The organism is Rhodoferax sp. PAMC 29310, from assembly GCF_017948265.1.
GTDB lineage: Bacteria > Pseudomonadota > Gammaproteobacteria > Burkholderiales > Burkholderiaceae_C > Rhodoferax.
The window spans coordinates 3,730,948-3,752,236 of record NZ_CP072852.1; the positions used below are offsets into that span (position 1 = coordinate 3,730,948).

The 21,289-nt window shown below is 57.6% G+C and carries 19 protein-coding genes and 1 pseudogene; 8 read left to right on the forward strand and 12 right to left on the reverse strand.

Going from position 1 to position 21,289, the window contains the following annotated elements; genetic code table 11:
* Positions 1–185: 185 nt before the first annotated feature.
* Positions 186–2,129 (reverse strand): bifunctional 2',3'-cyclic-nucleotide 2'-phosphodiesterase/3'-nucleotidase, encoded by a 1,944-nt coding sequence (locus tag J8G15_RS17350; protein WP_210543736.1) that lies wholly within the window; start codon positions 2,127–2,129, stop codon positions 186–188.
* Positions 2,130–2,802: 673 nt separating this feature from the next.
* Here J8G15_RS17350 and J8G15_RS17355 point away from each other — a divergent pair.
* Positions 2,803–3,414 carry an AAA family ATPase gene (locus J8G15_RS17355; protein WP_210543738.1) on the forward strand — a complete coding sequence of 204 codons (612 nt, stop codon included), beginning with the start codon at positions 2,803–2,805 and terminating at the stop codon, positions 3,412–3,414.
* Between the two features lie 182 nt (positions 3,415–3,596).
* Here the strand turns inward: J8G15_RS17355 and J8G15_RS17360 are convergent, their stop codons facing one another.
* The 4 genes from J8G15_RS17360 to J8G15_RS17375 all read right to left on the reverse strand — a co-directional run bounded on the left by J8G15_RS17360 (position 3,597) and on the right by J8G15_RS17375 (position 8,359).
* Positions 3,597–5,120 (reverse strand): UxaA family hydrolase, encoded by a 1,524-nt coding sequence (locus J8G15_RS17360; RefSeq protein WP_210547643.1) that lies wholly within the window; start codon positions 5,118–5,120, stop codon positions 3,597–3,599.
* A gap of 91 nt (positions 5,121–5,211) precedes the next feature.
* Entirely contained in the window at positions 5,212–6,366 is a 1,155-nt protein-coding gene (locus J8G15_RS17365; protein ID WP_210543740.1) for a fumarylacetoacetate hydrolase family protein, read from the reverse strand.
* Between the two features lie 149 nt (positions 6,367–6,515).
* Complete coding sequence (locus J8G15_RS17370) at positions 6,516–7,358, reverse strand: amidohydrolase (RefSeq protein WP_210543742.1); 843 nt, start codon at positions 7,356–7,358, stop codon at positions 6,516–6,518.
* Positions 7,355–8,359 (reverse strand): aldo/keto reductase, encoded by a 1,005-nt coding sequence (locus J8G15_RS17375; protein ID WP_210543744.1) that lies wholly within the window; start codon positions 8,357–8,359, stop codon positions 7,355–7,357. The genes J8G15_RS17370 and J8G15_RS17375 overlap by 4 nt, the downstream gene beginning before the upstream one ends.
* A gap of 138 nt (positions 8,360–8,497) precedes the next feature.
* On the opposite strand from J8G15_RS17375, the gene J8G15_RS17380 reads away from it, so the two are divergent.
* The 6 genes from J8G15_RS17380 (at position 8,498) to J8G15_RS17405 (ending at position 13,455) form a co-directional block, all read left to right on the forward strand.
* On the forward strand, positions 8,498–8,944 hold the full coding sequence (locus tag J8G15_RS17380; protein WP_210543745.1) for an RbsD/FucU family protein: 447 nt from the start codon (positions 8,498–8,500) through the stop codon (positions 8,942–8,944).
* Between the two features lie 25 nt (positions 8,945–8,969).
* The gene (locus J8G15_RS17385; RefSeq protein WP_210543747.1) at positions 8,970–9,677 is read left to right on the forward strand and encodes a GntR family transcriptional regulator; all 708 of its coding nucleotides are present in this window, start codon (positions 8,970–8,972) and stop codon (positions 9,675–9,677) included.
* On the forward strand, positions 9,674–10,615 hold the full coding sequence (locus tag J8G15_RS17390) for a dihydrodipicolinate synthase family protein (RefSeq protein WP_210543749.1): 942 nt from the start codon (positions 9,674–9,676) through the stop codon (positions 10,613–10,615). The genes J8G15_RS17385 and J8G15_RS17390 overlap by 4 nt, the downstream gene beginning before the upstream one ends.
* A 65-nt stretch (positions 10,616–10,680) precedes the next feature.
* Positions 10,681–11,688, forward strand: coding sequence for a sialic acid TRAP transporter substrate-binding protein SiaP (locus J8G15_RS17395; RefSeq protein ID WP_210543751.1), 1,008 nt, complete (start codon positions 10,681–10,683; stop codon positions 11,686–11,688).
* Positions 11,689–11,698: 10 nt separating this feature from the next.
* Complete coding sequence (locus tag J8G15_RS17400) at positions 11,699–12,169, forward strand: TRAP transporter small permease (protein WP_210543753.1); 471 nt, start codon at positions 11,699–11,701, stop codon at positions 12,167–12,169.
* Entirely contained in the window at positions 12,166–13,455 is a 1,290-nt protein-coding gene (locus J8G15_RS17405) for a TRAP transporter large permease (protein WP_210543755.1), read from the forward strand. The genes J8G15_RS17400 and J8G15_RS17405 overlap by 4 nt, the downstream gene beginning before the upstream one ends.
* A 163-nt stretch (positions 13,456–13,618) precedes the next feature.
* On the opposite strand, the gene J8G15_RS17410 is transcribed toward J8G15_RS17405, so the two are convergent.
* From J8G15_RS17410 to J8G15_RS17440, 7 genes and pseudogenes are all read right to left on the reverse strand, one after another.
* The gene (locus J8G15_RS17410) at positions 13,619–13,981 is read right to left on the reverse strand and encodes a transcriptional regulator (protein ID WP_210543756.1); all 363 of its coding nucleotides are present in this window, start codon (positions 13,979–13,981) and stop codon (positions 13,619–13,621) included.
* A gap of 101 nt (positions 13,982–14,082) precedes the next feature.
* On the reverse strand, positions 14,083–14,328 hold the full coding sequence (locus tag J8G15_RS21690) for a DUF6516 family protein (RefSeq protein WP_240538353.1): 246 nt from the start codon (positions 14,326–14,328) through the stop codon (positions 14,083–14,085).
* Between the two features lie 118 nt (positions 14,329–14,446).
* A pseudogene (locus tag J8G15_RS17420) lies at positions 14,447–15,175 on the reverse strand (tyrosine-type recombinase/integrase); the annotation flags it as partial.
* 815 nt (positions 15,176–15,990) lie between these two features.
* Entirely contained in the window at positions 15,991–17,328 is a 1,338-nt protein-coding gene (locus tag J8G15_RS17425; protein WP_210543757.1) for a PQQ-binding-like beta-propeller repeat protein, read from the reverse strand.
* Between the two features lie 778 nt (positions 17,329–18,106).
* Positions 18,107–18,475 carry an AIR synthase-related protein gene (locus J8G15_RS17430; protein ID WP_370627434.1) on the reverse strand — a complete coding sequence of 123 codons (369 nt, stop codon included), beginning with the start codon at positions 18,473–18,475 and terminating at the stop codon, positions 18,107–18,109.
* 17 nt (positions 18,476–18,492) lie between these two features.
* Entirely contained in the window at positions 18,493–18,852 is a 360-nt protein-coding gene (locus J8G15_RS17435) for a hypothetical protein (protein ID WP_210543758.1), read from the reverse strand.
* 230 nt (positions 18,853–19,082) lie between these two features.
* A complete protein-coding gene (locus J8G15_RS17440; RefSeq protein ID WP_210543759.1) occupies positions 19,083–20,030 on the reverse strand; it encodes a hypothetical protein in 948 nt (315 codons plus the stop codon).
* Between the two features lie 599 nt (positions 20,031–20,629).
* Here J8G15_RS17440 and J8G15_RS17445 point away from each other — a divergent pair.
* Complete coding sequence (locus tag J8G15_RS17445; protein WP_240538354.1) at positions 20,630–21,286, forward strand: histidine phosphatase family protein; 657 nt, start codon at positions 20,630–20,632, stop codon at positions 21,284–21,286.
* Positions 21,287–21,289 lie beyond the last annotated feature (3 nt).

Here is a 21,289-nt window from a genome sequence, read left to right on the forward strand (position 1 = left end):
GCGAAGGCCAAGGACGGGTGCGACGTGAGGAAAATTATCGCAGGGTTTCGTGAAAGCATTGGCGGGCGAGATGCTTGCAAGATATCTCCAGCTTGGCGCCCCACCCGCCGGCCCGGTTGGCGTCATCAACAGGGCCTGCTCCACGATGGTTTGGCCACCGGGTGAATGCGGGGGTCCCGGTCAGCCTACTTCGTCAGCTCAAACAGCGCCGAGCCATCGCCGTTGTCTTTGACCAGTTGAATGCCAGGGTGCTGGCCCACGTACTTGCCGGCGCCGCTGGCCGACAAAAACCCGAGCTTGACACCGGGTACCGGTAACAGGCGCCAGTTGCCGTCGGCGGACGGGTTCAGTGCCTTTTGCCCCGTTTGCGAAGCGAAGCTGGTCAGGTACTCAATCAACACTTCGCGGTTTTCCTCCGGCGCGTCAAAAATGACTTTGGCCGCCGTCAAGCCGGGGAAGTTGCCGCCGCCAAACGCGCGGTAGTTGTTGGTGGCCACAATGAACTTGGCGTTCAGGTCAATGGGTTGGCCGTTGAACATCAGGTTCTTGACCCGGTTGGCGGCGGGCACCGCTAGCACGCCTTTTTCGGTGTACTTGGCCGGCTCCGTCACGTCCAGCTCATAGCTCACCCCGTCAAGGGTGTCGAAGTTGTAAGACGGGAAGGCGTCGTTGATCAGGCGCTGCTCTGGCGCGCCTTTGGGGTCGATGCGGTTGAACTGCCCGGCAGACATCTCAATCCATTCCTTCAACTCCGCGCCCGTGAGCAACATGGCTTTCAAGGTGTTGGGGTAGATGTAGAGGTCGGCCACGTTCTTGATGGCCAGTGGACCGGCCGGAATGTCGGTGTAGTAAGACCAGCCTTGGCGCCCGCCGGATTTGAATGGGGCCGCTGCGGACAGCACCGGGTACTTTTCATAGTCCGTGCCCTGCATGGCACGCTTCACGTAAGCAATTTGGGCGTTGGATACGATTTGCACCGAGGGGTCGTCGCTGACCTGCGCAAAGTAGCTGTAAATCGGCGCGCTGCTCTCGGCCACTTGGCTGCGCACATAGGCCAAGGTTTGCGCATGCTCGTCGGCAATGGTGGCTGCGACCATGGGGTCAGCAGCGGCTAGCGACTTCTTGGCCGCGCGGTCAAAAATGGGGCGAATGCTGGACTGGCTTTGCACCACTTTCCATTGGCCGCTGCTATTGTCCAGCGTGAAGTCCACGATGCCGAGGTGGTCGCCCCAGCGTCCGGGCATCACGGCGGCCACGCCGTTGATCGTGCCCCGCGCCACGTCGGCTTTGGGGAACTCGGCAAAGGCTTTGCTGGGAAATTCGGCGTGCGAGTGGCCAAACAGAATGGCATCAATACCTCCCACGTTGGCCAGGCCCGCCACGCCGTTCTCGGCCCGGGCACCCGCCGGAATTTTCTCGAAACCAGAGTGCGGAATGGCAATGATGAGTTGCGCGCCCTTGGCCCGCATTTCAGGCACGTACTTCTTCGCCACCTCCACCATGTCGCGGGTCACCACCTTGCCCTCCAGGTGGGCCTTGTCCCACTGCATGATCTGCGGCGGCACAAAACCAATCACTCCGACCTTGATCGAGTGGCTGTTGCCCTGTGCGTCTTTCAACTGGCGGTCCAGCAGCACGTAAGGCGTGAACGCATGTTTGGCGCGGGCACTGTCTTTGTCGGCGTCATCCACATACACATTGGCGCTGACGTAGGGAAAGTTGGCCCCGGCAATGCTTTGGCGCAAGAAGGGCAGGCCAAAGTTGAACTCGTGGTTGCCCAGGTTGCCGGCGTCGTAACCCAGCTGGTTCATCACCTTATAGGCGGGGTGTACCTGGCCTGCCTTCAGGGGGTGGATCTTGGCCATTACATCGCCCAACGGGGTGCCTTGCAGCAAGTCGCCGTTGTCAAACAAGAGGCTGTTGGTGGCTTCTGCCCGTGCCGCCTTGATCAGCGTGATGGCGCGGGCCAGTCCGTATTGGTCGGTCGCCTTGTCCTGGTAGTAGTCGTAGTCGAGCAGGTTCATGTGCACGTCCGTGGTCTCCAGGATGCGCAAACTCACCTCCGCCGCCTGCAGGCCCGCACTGCCAAAGGCAGCCACCAAGCCCAGCCCGATCAAAGAATGCTTCATTGAGAATCCCTCCGTTAAAACCCTGCATCTTAGGACCGGGGGCAGGGCAGGGGCAAGGGGATGAGAATGGCATGTGACTGCTTCGCGGGCGCAACCGGTCATAGGGCTTGGTGCGGCCACTGGCTCTTGACGACCATGTCCAGACATTGGAGCCAGTTGCCCCATTGCGGCCACAGGGCGAACCGAATTCTCAATACCAGTCGTTCGGTCTGGAAAAGCGGAAATTGGCCTTTGGTCGGCTCCTGCGCAGCGTTACCCGACATACAGGTCACAACTGCGGAAGGCTCCAGCCGACCAGAAGCAGGTGCTCCCGGGTGGCAGCTTTCGGGCGGTAGAAAGATTTTCACCGTCGAGGTTCCATAAAGCTGTCGCTCAATCGGCGGCATCCCATCCGTATTGCTGACGCTGGCCGCGGAAAAGTTTGAGACAGGTCTGCAGCGTTTTCGGTCATTCGAGATGCGATCCCAATTTGCATTCTCAGCTTGATTGAAGCCTAGAATCGCCCAAAATGACATGCGGGTTTGTCGGCATTTTTATTAAAAGGAATAAATCAAATCATGAACGTAAGAATTCTTGCCATTGCATCGTTTGTCGCCGTTGTCAGTCTCTCAGGGTGCGCTCTCACAACTGACTGAATTGAACTTCAGTACAACCAGCAACAGACACGCACACCGTGAGCTATTCAGCGGCTGGTGCCATCGGCAACGTGTTGTCGGGCGTTGATAAAAGCTGGGGGAATAGCTCCATCGGCGTCGTCTTCAAGCTACTGACCGAGGGCGAATTCGCCAATCCAGTCATCTGTCTCGATGAGATCGACAAGGCGTCGAATTCGACGTTAAGCAGTGGGTCTGAGCGCAACCCATTGAACGAATTATTGGCTTTGTTAGAACCCGCCACGGCCAAAGAACACAGGGACCGCTGCGCTGAAATCCGGGTAGACGCTCGTCACATCATCTGGATCGCCACAGCCAATTCACTACGCGGTTTGTCGGCGCCACTGTTGAGTCGGTTCAAGCTGATCTTGGTTGGCAAACCAGACGCTCGGTCAGCCATAACCATCGCCCTGTCTGTCACTGCTACCGCCTCTGCCGCGCTTGGCGTGCCAGTCAAACGCCTTCGAGGCGAAGTTCTTCATCTGCTGGCCACAATGACGCCGCGTGTCATGCGTCAGGTTTGGACGGCGGCGGCTGGTTGGGCTATATCAAATGGGCGTTTTGATGTGACGATGGACGACATCTCGCGCGGGCTGGGAGTCGATGTTCCGGCGGCAGATCGATTACATTGAGAAATCGGAAAACCTGAATGTCCTATCCGAGTCTCGGATGGATAGTTGCGCTGTGTCTTCTTGTCAAAAAATAGAAAACCTTTCTCCCAAGTAATCCATCAAACATGCTTTGGCACTTTAATTTGTTGATACGTGGCTGGGCATTCGTGAATTGTTGTCGGTCAATCTGGGCATTGTCATGACTACATGACCGCACCAACCTGCCATGGCACGAACTCATTTTGCCCATAGCCATGTTGCTCGCTCTTGCTTTTTTCCCCAGACGCGGTAACCAAAATTTGTTGAAAAATCCGCTGCCCCATTTCTTGAATCGAGACATTACCGTCGATGATTTCACCGCAATTGATGTCTATGTCTTCTGCCTGCCGTTGCCACAGCGCCGAGTTGGTAGCCAGCTTCAGCGAGGGTGACGGTGCGCAGCCATAGGCAGAGCCTCGTCCGGTGGTGAAGCAGATTATGTTGGCACCCCCAGCGACCTGACCTGTGGCGCTGACAGGGTCGTAGCCCGGTGTATCCATATAGACAAAGCCATGGACCTTGACCGACTCCGCATATTCATAAACCGCCTCGAGGTTGCTGGTGCCACCCTTAGCAACCGCGCCAAGCGATTTCTCGAGAATTGTGGTCAAGCCCCCCGCTTTGTTACCAGGCGAGGGGTTGTTATTCATTTCCCCCTCGTTAATTTTGGTGTATTGCTCCCACCACTTGATGCGTGCGATCAGTTTTTCGGCGATATCGGGGCGCACCGCACGGCGGGTTAGTAAATGTTCGGCCCCGTAAATCTCTGGTGTTTCGCTCAGGATGGCGGTGCCCCCGTGGGCCACGAGTAGGTCTACCGCTGCACCTAGAGCAGGATTCGCGCTGATGCCGGAGTAACCCTCAGAGCCGCCGCATTGCAGACCTAGGGTGATGTGAGCGGCGCTGCACGGCTCCCGCATCACGTTATTGGCCTTTGGCAGCATCTCGTTGATCAGCGCCACGCCTTTTTCAATCGTTTTGCGAGTACCGCCGATGTCTTGAATGTTGAATACTCGGAAACGATGGCCTTCACTCAGCGCGCTGTTCACCAGCCAGCCCTTGATCTGATTGGCCTCGCAGCCCAAGCCGATCACCACAATGGCTGCAAAGTTGGCATGCGTCGCATAGCCAGCAAGCGTGCGTTGCAGGATTTTCATCCCCAGTCCTTCCGAGTCCATTCCACAACCGGTACTGTGTGTCAAAGCCACCACTCCGTCGACGTTTGGGAAGTCTTTTAGGGCCAATGGGTTGGTGTGGCTTGAAAAATGATCGGCTATAGAACGTGCCGCCGTTGCGGAGCAGTTCACTGTGGTCAGTATGCCGATGTAGTTGCGTGTCCCCACGCGACCGTCTTCTCGTCTTATTCCAAGGAAGGTCGCTTCCTGCGGCTCGGTTGGCGGTTTTACGTCGGCGCCAACGGCATAGTCGCGAGAAAAATCGCCTTTGTCGCAGCCCAAGTTCAAGTTGTGCGTATGCACATGCTCACCGGCAGCGATCGGCCTGCTGGCAAAGCCAATGACTTGGTTGTAGCGCCGCACCGGCTCACCGACCGCTAGCGCCCGTCTTGCGAGTTTGTGCCCCGGTGGAATCAGGCCCCGTACCGTAATTTCCTCCACTTGCGTGCCGCCAACGAGCTGGATTCGAGCGATCAGAACGTCGTCGTCGGGATGGTGGCGGATAAATGGAATCGTGGCGTCACCTCTAGCTAGTGCGAATAAATGTTAATCAATAAAACAGCTTTGACGCTGATAGCGCCGAACTGTTTCCGAGTTGGTCGCGTCAGAGCCCACGAGCCGCTAGGTTGGCGAAAAACGCACGCAGTCCGAAGGTCCACGGTGTCACTCGGTCTGAGTGATTCACTTCATTGACCAGCACCCCGAGTTTCGGGCTCGCGATCTGCACCACATCACCCAAATGGTGGGTGAAACCGGTGCCGGCTTGGCCCCGGTCCTGTGTAGGCGCAAACATGGTTCCCAAGAACAACATGAACCCATCGGGGTACTGATGGTGCGCGCCCAGCGTCTGCGCGACCAAGTCCAGAGGGTCGCGGCTGATCTTCGCCATCGAACTGCTGCCATGTAACTCAAACCCGTCAACCCCTCGCACTTGCAGGCTGACGGTGCAACGGCGGACATCGTCGATGCCATAGCTTTCGTCGAACAGCCGAATAAACGGTCCGATGGCGCAAGACGCGTTGTTGTCCTTCGCCTTGCCCAGCAGCAGCGCACTGCGCCCCTCAAAGTCACGCAGATTCACGTCGTTGCCAAGGCTGGCCCCCACGACTTCGCCCCGGCTGTTCACGGCCAAGACGATCTCGGGCTCAGGGTTGTTCCAAACCGAGCCGGGATGAATGCCCACCTGCGCCCCGCTGCCCACACTAGAGAGTACCGGTGCCTTTGTGAACACCTCGGCATCAGGGCCAATTCCGACCTCCAGATATTGCGACCACATGCCTTTCTGTATCAATAACGCTTTCAGTTGAACGGCCTGCGCTGACCCTGGATTGATGGTGCTGAGATCGCCCCCTAACAACGCCACAACCTGCTGCCTGACGGTCGCCGCCTGGTCGGCGTTGCCACGTGCCTGCTCTTCGATGACCCGCTCGATGAGGCTGGCAGCAAAGGTCACGCCCGCTGCCTTGATGACCTGCAAGTCGCAGGGGGCCAGCAAGCGCAAAACCTGAGGCGCGTCCGACTGGTCTTTCACGTCTGGCATCAATTGATCGATCGAGCCGACACGGCGCCCAGCGGCCGCACGGACCTGCGCGACCGGGTCGGGGACATCAAGCAACTCACTCATCGTCGAAAAATGTTCCGACAGATCGTATACGCCGTCTGCACGCAAAACGATGACCGATGGCCCTGGAACTGGCCCCGGGATCCACGCGCGACCAAGCAGCGTTCCTGTTAGTCCGTCGTCAGGCAGCCATTGCATGGAGCGCCTCCCCGGTCAAGGTACTAGATGCCACACTCAAGGGAATGGCAAGGAAAGACTGGTTTTGGCGAGATTTCGCAAATTTCGTCAATGATCTATTTTTCATCCGTGGGTCTCCTTTTCAGTTGTCATTTGGGGAAAGTAGTAGCTCAAGTCCGTGAGGCCGGTGGTAACCGGTACAGTCGCCGGGCATTGGTGTCCATGACGGCGAGTTGCGGTTGCTTGTCTAGAGGGGTCAATAGCGTCTCTGTCGCAGCCCACCACTGTGCGTAGGTACTGCTCAATTCGAGCACAGGCCAATCGCTGCCCCACACCAGGCGGTCTGCGCCAAAGCAGTGCAAAACATGCTTGGCCCAAGGGTGGACCACGCTGGGCGAGGGCGTCGGACCGGCTTCGGTCAGCAACCCGGATAGTTTGCAGAAAGCGTCTGTTTTCGAGGCCAATCGGGCGATGTCGTCAGCCCAAGGCTGCCATTCGTTGCCGGCAATGTTGGGCTTGCTGGCATGGTCGACCACGATGCGCAAACCGGGATAACGAGCGGCCAATGTCAGCAGGTGAGGTAAGTGCCTGGGGGTTACGAGTGCATCAAACACCAGGTCGCAGTCAATCAGGGTGTTCAACGCGGGCGCCAGATCGGGCTGCAGTATCCACTCAGCATCGTCGATGTCCTGAAGCATGGGACGCAAGCCCTTGAGCCGGGGATGGCGCGCCAAGTGTTGAATGCGCGCGGGCGCATGGGCGGCGGCCAGGTCAGTCCAGCCCACCACACCGAGAACGCAAGGGTTGGCGTCGGCCTGGGCCAGAAGAAAATCGGTCTCAGCCTCGGTGGGCGCAGCCTGTACCAGCACGCCCCCAGTCACGCCATGCGGCGCTGATTGGGCTTGCCAATCGCTGATCGCCACATCGCGGTAAATCGGCGTGAGCGACGAGTTCAGCCAGCCGTAGTCGCCACGTGCCAACTGCCAACAATGGAAATGCGCGTCGACACTCATGGGGTGGGCGCATGAACAGGAATCAAGCCTTGTACCCGGAGCTCCGTCCAGAACTCAGGCGTCACCGGATAGCGCAACATCGCTTGGGCATCCTCCCATTCTGCGACCCTGCGCGCGCCCAGCATGACGATGTCAACCGCCGGATGCGCTAATGCAAACTGCAGTGCGGCAGCACGCAACGGAACGCCAAACGCCTCACACACAGTTTCAATCTGTGCCGTGCGTTGCAGCCAAGGTTTGGCCGCTGGTGCATAGTTAAATGAAGGTACGCCGCCCCGCGTTCCTGTGGCGAGGATACCTGAATTGAACACGCCGCCCAGCGCCACATGCACACCACGCGCCAAGCATGCAGGCAGCAGTTCTGGCAACCCACTATGGTCTAGCAGGCTATAGCGACCAGCCAGCATCAGCACATCGAGATCGGCTTCGGCCAGCACCTGTAGCACCACGGCCACATCATTGGTGCCCAGCCCGACAGCACCCACCAGCCCTTCGTGCTTGAGCTGCTCCAGCGCCGGCAGGGTTTCTTCCAACACCTGGCGCAATACGCCAGGCGCATTGGCGCCATGCGTGGCCGCGTCTGGGTCATGCACATAAACCACGTCGAGTTGGGCCAGACCCAGGCGCTGCAGGCTGTCTTCGACGCTGCGGCGAGTGCCGGCTGCGCTGAAGTCCCACGTCTGCCGGAACGGCAGAATGTCCACATAACCATGCTGCGAACGCGCGGTGCTTGCGTCAGGGATGAGCAGCCTGCCCACCTTGCTGGACAGCACAAACGCATCGCGCCCCTGGCTGCGCAGCGCATCGCCCAGACGCCGCTCTGAGAGGCCATGACCGTAGTGTGGGGCGGTGTCAAAACTGCGACAACCGCTGCGCCACGCGGCATCTACCAAGTGCCGCGCCTCGTCGTCACTAACGGCTTCAAACAGATTGCCTAAAGGTGCACCGCCCAAGCCGAGACGCAGGCCGCTGTCAGCGCATGCGGGAAAGAAAAATGTCATTTCAGGGTTTATCCCAATAAAAGTTTAGCAATGCTACAACTAACATGTCAGTAATTGACACCGGGAAATCCCGAGGTCTTCGCAAATAAAGCCGACTTGGAAAACACAACGCCCTGGTCAACCAACGACTCCTTTTAAATGCTTAAAAACGTTCCTCTCCTCTTAACGCCCGATACGCTTCATGCACTTGCAAGCATGGGTCATGGCGACGACGTGGCCATCGTTGACGCGAATTTCCCAGCGGCCCATTTGGCCCGCAAAGGGGGGGCACGGCTGGTGCAACTGGCTGGCGTCAGCGCAACGCAGGCGCTCAATGCGGTGCTTCAAGTTCTTCCGTTGGACAACTTTTCGTCGCATGCGGCCTGGACCATGCAGGTGGTGGGTGACACGGGCGCCGTTCCCGGGCCCGTGGCCGAATTTGCGGTTGAGCTGGCTCAGGCTGGTGAAGCACCTGCGGCCACATTGGAGCGGTTTGATTTTTACCAGCATGCACAGTCCGCCTTCCTGATCTTGGGCACTGGCGACTCCCGCAAATACGGCAACATCCTGCTGCGCAAGGGTGTCATCTCAACGGACGCGCCGTGAACGAGAGCCGGAAAGATTGCCCAGCATGAGCGTCACTCCTCCCGTCGTTGCCAGTAGCTTGCGCACGCAGGCCTATGCGAGCTTTCAGCAGCAAATTGTTGACGCCAATATCCACCCCGGCCAATTCATCTCCCAGCGCGAACTGATGCAGTTGCTGGGCATGCCACTGGGTGCCGTGCGCGAGCTGATTCCGCGCCTGGAAGCTGAAGGGCTGCTCAAGACCGTGCCACAACGTGGCCTGCAAGTGGCCCATGTCGACCTGAAGTTGATCAACAACGCCTTTCAATTGCGTCAGTTGCTGGAACGCGAGGCTGCCAGGCGCTTTGTAACGACAGTGTCCGATCGGGATCTGGTCACCATTGAAAAAAGCCACCTCGATATCGTCCATCGGGCACGCAAGGGCGACATTGACGATGACCTACTCAATGAAGCGACAACGGTGGACTGGGGTCTTCACGACCTGATGATCGACGCACTCGGCAATGAACTGATTTCCGAGGTGTACCGCATCAATAGCCTGCGGGTGCGCTTGATCAAGCTCGAAGGGTCCACCCTGTCACCCCAGGTGCTGATTCCAGCGATGGAGGAACACCTCTGGTTCATCGAGTCCCTCAAGCGACGCGACGCGCAGGCCGTGCTTGAACGACTCTCCCACCACATTGAAAGTGCGCACCTTCGCGTGCTTGGATTGCCGCGGCCCGCTATGCCGTGGTCTTTGGAGATCCCTGAATGACGACACCCCCGAACACCACCAAAGCGGCTGCCTTTCGTGGCATCTGGCCCGCGCTCTTGACGCCACTGAATGCGGACTTGAGCATTGATCACACCCGACTGGCGATCCATTGCAAGTCACTGCTTGCCCGTGGATGCCCTGGCGTCACATCGTTTGGGACCACCGGCGAGGGGCCATCGTTTTCCATGACCGAGCGCAAGGAAGCTATCGAAAAGCTGATTGGAAACGGCATTCTGGCCTCACAAATCATGGTGTCCACCAGTTGCGCTGCGCTGCCAGAAACGCTGGAATTAACGCAACATGCCGTGAAACTCGGCGTGCACGGCTGCCTGATGCTTCCGCCGTTTTTCCTCAAGGGCGTGTCTGACCAGGGCGTCATTGATAGCTATCGCTATGTGATTGACCGCATGGGTGAGGATCTGCCCAAGCTCAAGCTTTACCTGTACCACATCCCACAGGTGACAGGCGTTGGCCTGTCGCACCAAGTCATTCGGGCGCTCAAGCAGCAATACCCCGACACCATCCTGGGCATCAAGGACAGCGCTTGCACCACCGCGCACTCGGTCGGGCTGGCCGAGGCCTTCATGAAAGATCTGACGGTGTACGTCGGCTTCGAGCCCGACCTGCCGGAAATGGGCCGGCGCGGGAGCACTGGCGCCATCAGCGGCTTGGCCAACTTCATGCCCCGCTTGGTCAGCCGCTTGGTGACTCAGCCTGACGCGCCAACTACGGCGTCGGAACGCGAGCGGGTTATTCAGCTGATCGACTTGCTGGGTGCGTATTCACTGATGCCGGCACTCAAGGGCATCATGGCAATGCTGAGCGGAGATCCAACTTGGCTGCGCGTGCGAGCGCCGCTGGTGGCCTTGAGCGCCGAAGAATTCAAGTCTCTGGAGCGCACGATCCTGGCATTTGGCATCAATCCGGATCGCGACTGAGTGCGACCTGACTTCGGTCACGTTTTTTGATAAGTTAGCCAACCGATAGACAAAAAGGAGACAACATGAAACATTCCCTACTTCGCCGCACATTGCTGGTCGCAGCCTCTTCCGTTGTGCTGATGGGCGCCATCCTGCCGGCAGCCCACGCCCAGAACAAAATGGTTCTGCGCGTCTCAACGCCCGCCGTTCCAGACGACTGGCATGCCAAGATGTGGACGGTCTTCAAAGACGAATTGGAAAAAAGTTTGCCCGGTGAATTTGATGTGCAAATTAACCTGAATGCCTCGCTCTTCAAGCAGGGAACTGAGCCGGCCGCTATGGCGCGCGGCAATTTGGAGTTGTCATCGATATCAGCGTTCGACATCGCCAAGTTGGTGCCAGAGTTTTCGATCTTCACAGCCGGCTATGTCATTCGCGATCCGGAGCACCAGCAAAAGGTTTTCAATGGCCCCATTGGCGCTGAAATGTTCAAGTCGGTGGCTGAAAAAATGGATGTCACCCCCCTGTCCACGATCTACCTCGGCACTCGCCAGGTCAACCTTAGGGAAGTCCGCTCCGTCAAGACCCCCGCCGACCTGAAAGGCGTGAAGCTGCGCATGCCCGGCTCTAAAGAATGGCTATTTCTGGGCGACGCGCTGGGCGCTACACCCACACCACTGGCCTTCGGCGAGGTCTACCTGGGTCTGAAGACCGGCACCATTGACGGTCAGGACAACCCACTGCCGACAGTGCGCGCCGCCAAGTTTTACGAAGTGACCAAGCAGATCGTGATGACCAGCCACTTGGTGGACGGCATCTTCATCGCCATTTCCAACAAAGCCTGGAATTCAATGAATGCGACACAAAAGCAGAAGATGACGGCAGCGGCGCAGGCGGCGTCGAGCTACAACAATGAAAACCGCATCAAAGAAGAGTCGCAGTTGGTGGAATTCTTCAGGCAACAAGGCCTGCAAGTGACTACACCCGATGTTGATGCGTTTCGCAAGTCGGTTCAGGCAACTTACCTGAACTCGGACTACGCTAAGGTCTGGCCCAAAGGACTGCTTGAGCGCGTGAATCAGACCAAATAAAGGAGTCACCATGCTGGAGCGTTCACGGCGTATCGCCGAAGGTGTGGCGGCGGCCGTTTTCGCCCTTCTCTTTTTGATATTTGTGGTGCAGGTTGGCATGCGATTTGTGTTCAACCAGCCGCTGGCTTGGTCGGACGAGTTGATCGTCGTGCTGTACATCTTGATGGTGTTCTGGAGCGCTGCCACACTCCTGAAGGAAAAAGAGCATGTCATGCTGGACCTGGTCTATGCCGCGCTGCCACCTGCCGGGCAGCGGGTATTCGGCCTGATCGGTGCGGCCCTGACGGCTGGCCTCATGCTATTTATGCTGCCCGAAGCATTCGACTACATCCGCTTCATGTACCGGGAGAAAACACCCGTTCTGGACATTCCCTTTTCCTATGTCTTTGCGCCGTTCCTGCTGTTTGTGGCGGTCATCGGCATCCAATATGTCATCAAGTTTGTTCGCTTACTCGGGCGCAACTGGAAGGAGCAGTTATGAGTCAGGCGTTGATGGTTTTACTGGGTATGCTGGTCGTCACTCTGGTGCTGCGCCTGCCGATCGGTTTTGGCATGCTGATCAGTGGCGTGTCCTATCTGGCGTTCAAGCGCCAAGACCTGGGCTTAGTGGCCGAGCAAGTTCTCAATGGGCTTTACAACAGCTACATTTTGCTGGCCGTTCCGCTTTTCATCTTTGCTGCATCAGTGATGAATTCCGGCACAGTCAGCGAGCGTTTGTTTGATTTTGCCCTGGCCATCGTCGGTCGCCTGCGCGGCGGACTGGCGCATGTCAACATCATCGTCAGCGTAATTTTCTCCGGCATGAGTGGCAGTGCAATTGCAGACGCGGCAGGGCCGGGCATCGTGAGCATCCGTATGATGCAGAAAAACGGTTACAGCGCAGAATTTGCCGGCGCGTTGACGGCGGCCTCATCAACAATCGGTCCCATTATTCCGCCGTCCATTCCACTGGTGATCTACGCCATGGTATCCGGCGCATCGGTGGGGGCCCTTTTTCTGGGTGGTGTCGTCCCCGGGTTGCTGATGGCCGTGGCCTTGATGCTTGCGGTGCATTTCGTCGCCGCCAAACGAAATCTGCCCCGTGGTGAGAAGATTGCGCTGCGGGCTTATCCCCGCATTTTGTTGCGCGGCATTCTCCCACTGACTTTGCCTGTCGTTCTGCTGGGCGGAATTTACACAGGCATATTCACGCCAACCGAAGCGGCGTCGGTCGCAGCCCTTTATGCACTGTTCCTGGCCAGCATCGTTTACAAGGCATTGAGCTGGAGAAGGTTCTACGAGATTTTGGTCGAGTCATCCAAGGCAAGCGCATCGGTGACGCTGATCATTGCCTCGGCCTTTGTCATCAACTATGCATTCACGGCAGAAAACGTGCCCGGGCTGGTGGCCGCTTGGTTGACCGGTATGGACCTGTCGCCACTGGGGTTTCTGTTGATGGTGAATGTGCTGTTCCTAGTACTCGGATGCTTTCTTGACACGTCTATCATGTTGCTGGTGCTGGTTCCCATTCTGCTGCCGACAGCCAAGCTGCTGGGTATTGACCTCGTGCACCTGGGCGTGGTGCTGGCGGTCAATATGATGATTGGGCTGGTCACGCCACCATTCGGCATGCTTTTGTTTGTGATCAACGCGCTGGCTGGCGTGTCGCTCAAGGGCATGATCCGTGAAGCGTGGTTGTTCATTGGAGTGCTGCTGGTGGCATTGGTACTGATGACGACTTTTCCTCAGATCGTATTGTGGCTACCGAACCTAATGGGTTACCGATGAAACCTATGTAAATGAAAGAAGAGTGCCCGTTCGATTATTAGATGGAAAGGAGTGCGTTCATGGCTAAATGAGCCCATCCCCTCGAAAAGGTAAAACGAGCGGATTTCCCTCATGAAAGAGGGACACGATATTTGCTGAAATCGCTTAATCCAGCGTTGTAATGTCAGCAACCCCAGGAAAAATCAACAGTAACCCTCTCGGAGGTAGCCTGCGGAACGACCGTTCGGCCATGCTTGGTGAGTTTGACCAAACCATATTGGGCCATGGTGTGCAGCGACCGTGACACGTTGGGCGCATGTTTCCCGACCGCCTTGGCTAAGGCGTCCATGGAGTCTGGGTGACTCTCACGAATGACCTTGAGCAAGGCCATGTTCTCATCGGACAGCACCCGTGCCATGGCGGTCACAGTGGGAAACCAAACGTTGGGTTCATCTTTGCCGCGTTGGCGTGTTTCAGCCGCAATTGCCAGTGTGCGGGCGCGCTGCACAGGCACTGGCGCAATACCGAACTTCAATACCTTGTTCATGGACTGATCTCCTTCAAAACGCGATCTACTTCAGCATAAAAATCACTGACCAACTGGTAAGCAGTGTCAAACTCATACAGCACCCCCTCGTCCAAAGCGTGTCAATGACGGTGGTCGTACGGAAACCTTTTACCAGCATGCTTAAAACGCGAGCCTACCGGCTTCACGCCATGGGCATTATCAAAACCAATGAGCCGGGTGCTGTCCGGCGCATGCAGCGTCAGGCTGTATCGGATACCGTGCGGTCGTTCCGCCGTTACGGGCACACTCGCAACCTCCATCTTGACCCAGTAGCCCGCATCATTTTGGACTTCAATATTGCCATCCAAGCCAAGCAAATATTCCAAACTTGTGGCCAGTGAACTTTGTGAACCTATGCCAAGGCATATCATCAAACGATAAGTGTATCAATGATCAATGTGAGTGAAATATTCCTTTCCTGACCTCACTCACGCCTTTGATGGTTCAGGGAGTTACAAAGGCATCCCTCATTTGTCGCGCGCGCTTGGCTTGGTCGGTATTAAGGTATACCGAAGTTGTTGAAACCGATGCGTGGCGCAGGTTGTCACGCACCGTGGTCAGCTCTGCCCCCCGCGCCAAAGCATGTGTGGCGTGCGTATGTCGCATCCAGTGGGGACTTGCCCGGCGCAGCTTCTCGGCAGTCTTCGGCAACTCGGCCTCAATGGCATCGGCAGTTGTCACGAAAAATCGCTTTGTGACGTTCCACAGCCGGGTCGAAGTGATACGGGTCTGACCGTTCCCGGCCTGCAGGTCAGCAATGAGCGGGGTGGACGGCTTCCACATGGCTGGTGTGGTTGGCATACCGCGCTGCATCAGGTATTGATCCAGCGCCACCCGGGCCAGCGGAGGTAATGCCACTTTGCCTGCCTTGCTGCCCTTGCTAACCAGCTTGAGCCAATGGTCTCCCTGGGTATCCGTTTCAATCTGGCCCAGGGTGGCCCCCACGAACTCACTGGATCTCAAGCCCGTGGCATAAGTAAAGTCCAGAACGAAGCGCAGCCGCTGAGCTGCCGCAAGCTTCCAGCCGTAGGACCACTCCAGCCCGTTGGTAACGGCTCGGATAATGGCCCACTTACCCTCGGAAAACACGCGCCCCTCGTCCATGGGGGTGCTACCGCGCACCTTGACGCCGCCAAACGGGTTGGCCGGAACATAGTGCTGCTCGATCAGCCACCCAAGAGTCCGTCAGCCAATAAGATCGGCACCCTGAGTCGAACGACAGGTCCCGAGTTTCGGGGACCCGAGAATGCCAAAACTGGACCAGCTCATGTAATGACCGTTCTGAAGAACTCGGCAGAAATTCGTTGCTCGCATCGGAAGTCGGCTCGCGCTGCACTCCTGTCAACGTTCTTTACGCCGCCAATGTCAGCAATATGATTCAGTCGAGGTGAATTGAAGGGCTGCTATATGGAACTCCGCAGTTAATCCTGTGAGTTTTCCATGTTGTGTTCTAAGACCGGTATCGGGCAGGCATTTCGCCGAAATGAAATTCGGCTTTGGGCACCCATCTGTCCGCCAACAGAAAATTCTGACCGGCAGGTATGTGTCTATTCCTGACAGCACCGAGATCTTCACCGATGTTCCAGACCGATACCCGCATTAGACACATTGCAGTCGGTCACTCGGCGCTTTTATAAGTCAAGTACGCAGCGGTTGCAGTCCCACACCAACCGCCGGTATAGGGAAGTCAAATTGCTGTTGTTCGATTTCCGAATGAGAGTCGTTGGTTACGCAACCATCGGCCATGGCAGGTTCGTCTGAAACGGTGCCCAGTCCCCCCTGAGAAGACGCTCTTTCTGAAAAGGTGACCATCTCCGTCAAAGTCCAGGTCAAGGCGACTGCCTTGCCATCGCGGAGCTGCCCAAGTAGTCAGTTTGATTGAAATGGCTCCAACAGGGCCACCGGGTACGAGTGCAGCGCGGGTTGGCAGACCACACCGATTTGCACACTTTAGGAGTCCGCGCGAGCCGGGCCTCAGTAACGCAGATTCAGCTTGCTATTTGCTGCTTGCGGCGGCGCGAGGCTATGAGGCCTGCTAGGCCGAGGCCGAGCAAAGCAATGGTGCTAGGTTCGGGGACAGAAGCAACATTGAACGCGTACACCGACCTGTCGTCCGATCCAACATAGATGACGCCGTTATCCACGAAGGGTGACGAGTTGATGGCTCCACCAGTCTGGTACCTCCAGAGAATCTCTCCTGTCGTCGCGACGAGCGAGTAAAAATAATTGTCATCCGAACCAAAATAGACAACGTCATTGGCCAACGCGGGCGACGAATCGATGGCTCCGCCAGTGAGAGTCACCCAGATAAATTGCCCCGTCGCTGCGTTAAGCGAGTACATGGAGCCATCGTCCGAACCGATATAAACGACACCGTTCACTACGGCCGGTGATGAGTTGACCGCTGCACCAGTAATCGTCCGCCAGATAAATTGCCCCGTGGTTGCATCCAGCGCGGAAATGACGCCGTCGCCGGAGCCGACATACACAATACCGTTTGTCACGGTGGGCGACGAGTCAACAACACCGCCCAAGAGAGTTTTCCAGAGAACTTGGCCCGTCGCAGCACTGAGCGAGTACATGGAGCCGTCGTCCGAACCGACATAAACGACGCCATTCACTACGGCCGGTGATGAGTTGACCGCCGCGCCGGTGAGCGTCTGCCAGACAATTTGCCCCGTGGTTGCATTCAGCGCGGAAATGACGCCGTCGCCAGAGCCGCTGTACACAACACCACTCACCACGCTCGGTGACGAATAGACCGCTCCACCGGTGAGCGTCTTCCAGAAAATCGCACCTGTCGTCGCGCTGAGCGAGTACAAGAAGCTGTCGTCTGAGCCGAAAAAGACGGAGCCGTTGTCCACTGCGGCCGACGATTTGACAGCTCCGCCGGTGAGAGTCTGCCAGAGAACTTGGCCCGTCGCAGCACTGAGCGAGTAAATGGAGCCATCGTCCGAACCGACATAGGCGACTCCATTGACAACGGTGGGCGACGCTTTAACGGCGCCACCAGTAGCGGTTGTCCAAACAACGGACGCGCCTGCCCCCGATGTTAAGAACACAGCGCCGCCAGCCAACAGTGCAACGATCAGTCGCCTTGCCAGTCCGCCCATGCGAACTTTGTTAGCTTCCGCGCACCAATTCACCAGCAAATGCAATGCGCGCGCCATGTGTGGCGTTGCAGGAGAGCAGCCGTGTCGAAGCAACAACGGTAATTCATGAACATGTTGCACAGAGCGCGATCGCCTGCTCTTGACCAGCATTTCGTGTTTTAGCTGATCCCACTTGTTGCTGCGGTTTGTGGCTTGAAATGCAATCGAATTCATACTTGCCATCCTTTAACTTGTGAACGTTCGCAATTCCCAGCATGTGCGGAAGGCGCGAACGTGTATGCCAAAAGAAATGATGCCGCCAAGCGACCGAAGGTCGAGGGAGTCCGGTTGACGGAAAACAAGGGGTGCATTGGGTTGCTTCCATGGTGTTCGCTCGACCATCGGTTGATGGCGATACATGGGAAAACCGACCGCATACCCCTGTCGCCAAAAGGGCGAGCAATATCCGCGCCACAGTGGGAATCAACTAATAAAATGCAATCACGTCAGGGGCTTACGAGCGTCTTTGCGCAAAGCATCGACGATGCGATGCATGCATGTGTCAACTATCCCTACATCTTCTGAGGAATGGTGTGGCACCAGTGGCAGAACGCTAAAGCGAGCGTCGATGTCGGGCATAGCGGAGATCGGCGGTGTATAAGGACGGCAGGTCGCCAACCGGCACCATCAATGACTGCAGTGGAGCGGGCAGATCGAGAAGCTGGATGACCGGGTTCAGTCTTCACAAGACTGCCATGGGAAAAACCTCAATGACTGCTTCCGCTGCACTGCCGACCGCCAATCGGAAAATTTGATCCCGAAATTTGAATGACTGCTTTGGCTTGTCCGGCCGAACCCGCGAGCGTCCGGTCCTCACCTTGCCCACTGACTCCTTGGGGCACTTAAGAGTCATCCACTTCCAAATCGCCAATGACCGCGTCCAACCGCGTACTTGACTTATGAAGGCGCCGAGTCATCGACTGCAAGGGGTCTAAAGACCGCACCCAGCCGCTCACGCGAAATGATCGAATGAGGCGTAGGCATTGGGCAGGGGTTGGCCCCGGCTGTCCACCAGCCGTAGGCCGGGGGCTGCGTCGATCTGGCCGATGCGGGTGATCAGCGTCTGGCTGTGCCGCGCGGCACTCGCCACAGCGTCCCGTGCAGCGGGCGGCGCGGTGAACAGCAGTTCATAGTCATCGCCCCCGGTCAGTGCCCAGCGTCGCCACTGGTTGATTTCAATTTCTTTGCGTTTTAGGCCTTCAGCCCTTGTGTAGATTGCGCAAGCAGCTATTAATTCAGTAGCAATGTCTGCGTCCACGGTAGCGCCCACACCGGATTGCTTCAACACATGGCCCAGGTCGCCCAGCAGGCCGTCGCTCACGTCAATGGCGCTGGTGGCTACGCCGGAGGTGCCATGGACACAAGCTTCAACTGCTGGGAGCGGACGCGTATTTCCGCCTCGACGTAGGGCAGAAGGGCCCTGGCCGCCTCGATGAGCCAGCGCCGTTCAGCCGCAGGGTCGTTCATGACCGCGAGCAGAAAGCGGTTGGGGTCGTCGAGTGCTGAAGTCCGTGTCGAGCCCGTCCCGCTGTCCCGTCCGGCCATCGCATCGGCTGCCGACGTTGCCGGTGTGCGGGTGACCTGCGCGCCCGCCAGTTCGAGTGCGCCCTGTACCCGCTGTAAGTCGGCCGGTGTGATGCGCTCAAAGCGGGGAAGCAGATTGGCCTGTGCATCCGGGCTGGGCGCCGCTGAGGGCACGAGTGGTGTCTGGCGCCAGCCCCGCTTGAACTATCAGGAACAGGCTGGTCAGAAGGCCGGTTCGCATCCTGCGAAAAATGTTGATCCCCAGGCCACATGGTCGTTTGCTGTCGAGATTTTTGCAGATCCCTCAATCTTGGCGCCCCACCCGCCGGCCCGGCTGGCGTCATGAACAGGGCCTGCTCCACGATTGTTTGGCCACCGGATGAATGCTGGTTTTCCCGGTCGGACTATTTCGTCAATTCAAACAGCGCAGACCCGTCGCCGTTGTCCTTGACCAACTGAATACCGGGGTGCTGGCTCACGTACTTGCTGGCGCCGCTGGCCGACAAAAATCCGAGCTTGATGCCCGGCACCGGCAGCAGGCGCCAGTTGCCGTCGGCGGACGGGTTCAGCGCGGGCTGACCCGCTTGCGTGGCAAACCCGGTCAGGTACTGAATCAGCACTTCGCGGTTTTCTTCAGGCGCGTCAAAAATGACTTTGGTCGCTGTCAGTCCCGGGAAGTTGCCGCCACCAAACGCGCGGTAGTTGTTGGTGGCCACCTCCACCATGTCGCGGGTCACCACCTTGCCTTCCAGGTGGGCCTTGTCCCACTGCATGATTTGCGATGGCACAAAACCAATAACGCCCACCTTGATCGGGTGGCTGTTGCCTTGCGCATCCTTTAACTGACGGTCCAGCAGCACGTAGGGCGTGAACTCGTGTTTGGCGCGAGCGCTGCCCTTGTCGGCGTCATCCGCATGCACGTTGGCGTTGACGTAAGGAAAATTGGCGCCGGCAATGCTTTGGCGCAAGAAGGGCAGGCCAAAGTTGAACTCGTGGTTGCCCAGGTTGCCCGCGTCATAACCCAGCTGATTCATCACCTTGTACGCCGGGTGAATTTGCCCCGCCTTCAGCGGATGGATCTTGGCCATCACATCACCCAGGGGGTTGCCCTGCAGCAAGTCGCCGTTGTCAAACAGCAGGCTGTTTGTCGCCTCAGTCCGTGCGGCCTTGATCAGCGTGATGGCGCGGGCCAGACCATATTGGTCCGTGGTCTTGTCCTGGTAGTAGTCATAGTCGAGCAGGTTCATGTGCACGTCGGTGGTTTCGAGTACACGCAATCTCACCTCGGCCGCCTGCAGGCCCGCGCTGCCCAGAGCGGCCAAAAGGCCCAGCCAGATCAATGGATGTTTCAATCAGCTCTCCCCGGTTGAAAAGCAGCATCTTGGGGGCAGGGCGGGCGACTGGAGCAAGGCAATGGGCGAGCGTCTTTGGGGGCTGTTTGTCGCTGGCTTTCATCAAGCGCAAGGGCTGAGGCATTGCGCCAGGCGGCAGCAACGCCGCGTCAACCGACGTTCAGGCAGCCCGAACAGAAAGCGGCACTGCACCGGCTTGTTGTGCGGCTTGCGGCCACCTTGAACGCCTGCGTTTGAATCATGGTGGTGCCGGGATCTTCGTAGGCCAAGCACTCGCGCACCCATTGGATGTCGGATCCAGTTCGCACCTGGTTTTGGATCACATGACTGCGCGATGCAACTGATACTTTCAGGCAGGAGTCGACGTGGTCAGCAGACGATCAATCGGTGAAGTCAATGCAAAAGGGCGGCACAGGGTACTGATCCACGTATGGCTGAAGAAACCCTTTGAAAAGACCGTGGGATCTTTCATGTCCGAAATCAGCAGCTGCGCTAAGGGATAACCCGGCACGTTGATGGGACGCATCACAACAAATGATTGGACCAAAGATATTGCCGGTGCAATGATGTCATCCTGGTCAAAAAAACTGAGGCTCGAATTGAATCCAATCACCCACATCGTCGCGATTCGCCATGGAGAAACCGACTGGAACCGCACACGCCAGTATCAGGGCCAAGAAGACATCGCACTCAATGACAGGGGTTTTGCACAGGCCAGGGAGATTGCAGTGGCCTTGGCGAATACCTCGTTGAGCGCTATCTACACCAGCGACCTCATGCGGGCTCACCAAACCGCAGCCGAGATTGCGCGAGCCCTTCGCATGACACCGTTGCAGGTGACGGGATTGCGTGAACAGCACTTCGGCGTGTTTCAGGGCCTTACGGGAGAAGAAGTGGCCAAGCGATGGCCCGATGCCAGCGCGCAGTGGCATCGACGCGTTGCCGACTTCGGTCCTGACGGGGGTGAAACACGCAATACATTCAGCCGCCGCTGCGTCTCTGCAATGAGTCACCTGGCAAGGGCTCACGCGGGCAGCACCATTGCCATTGTTTGCCATGGTGGTGTTCTGGACTGCCTGTATCGCGCCGCGTCCAACCTGCCAATGGATACCCCTCGAACCTGGTCACTTGAGAACGCGGCCATCAATCGGCTTACCCACGATGCCCAAGGATTCGCGATTCTGAGTTGGGGTGACACGGCACACCTCCATCGCGAACCGACTGACGAACTGATCGAACACTTCCCCGGACCTTGAGCT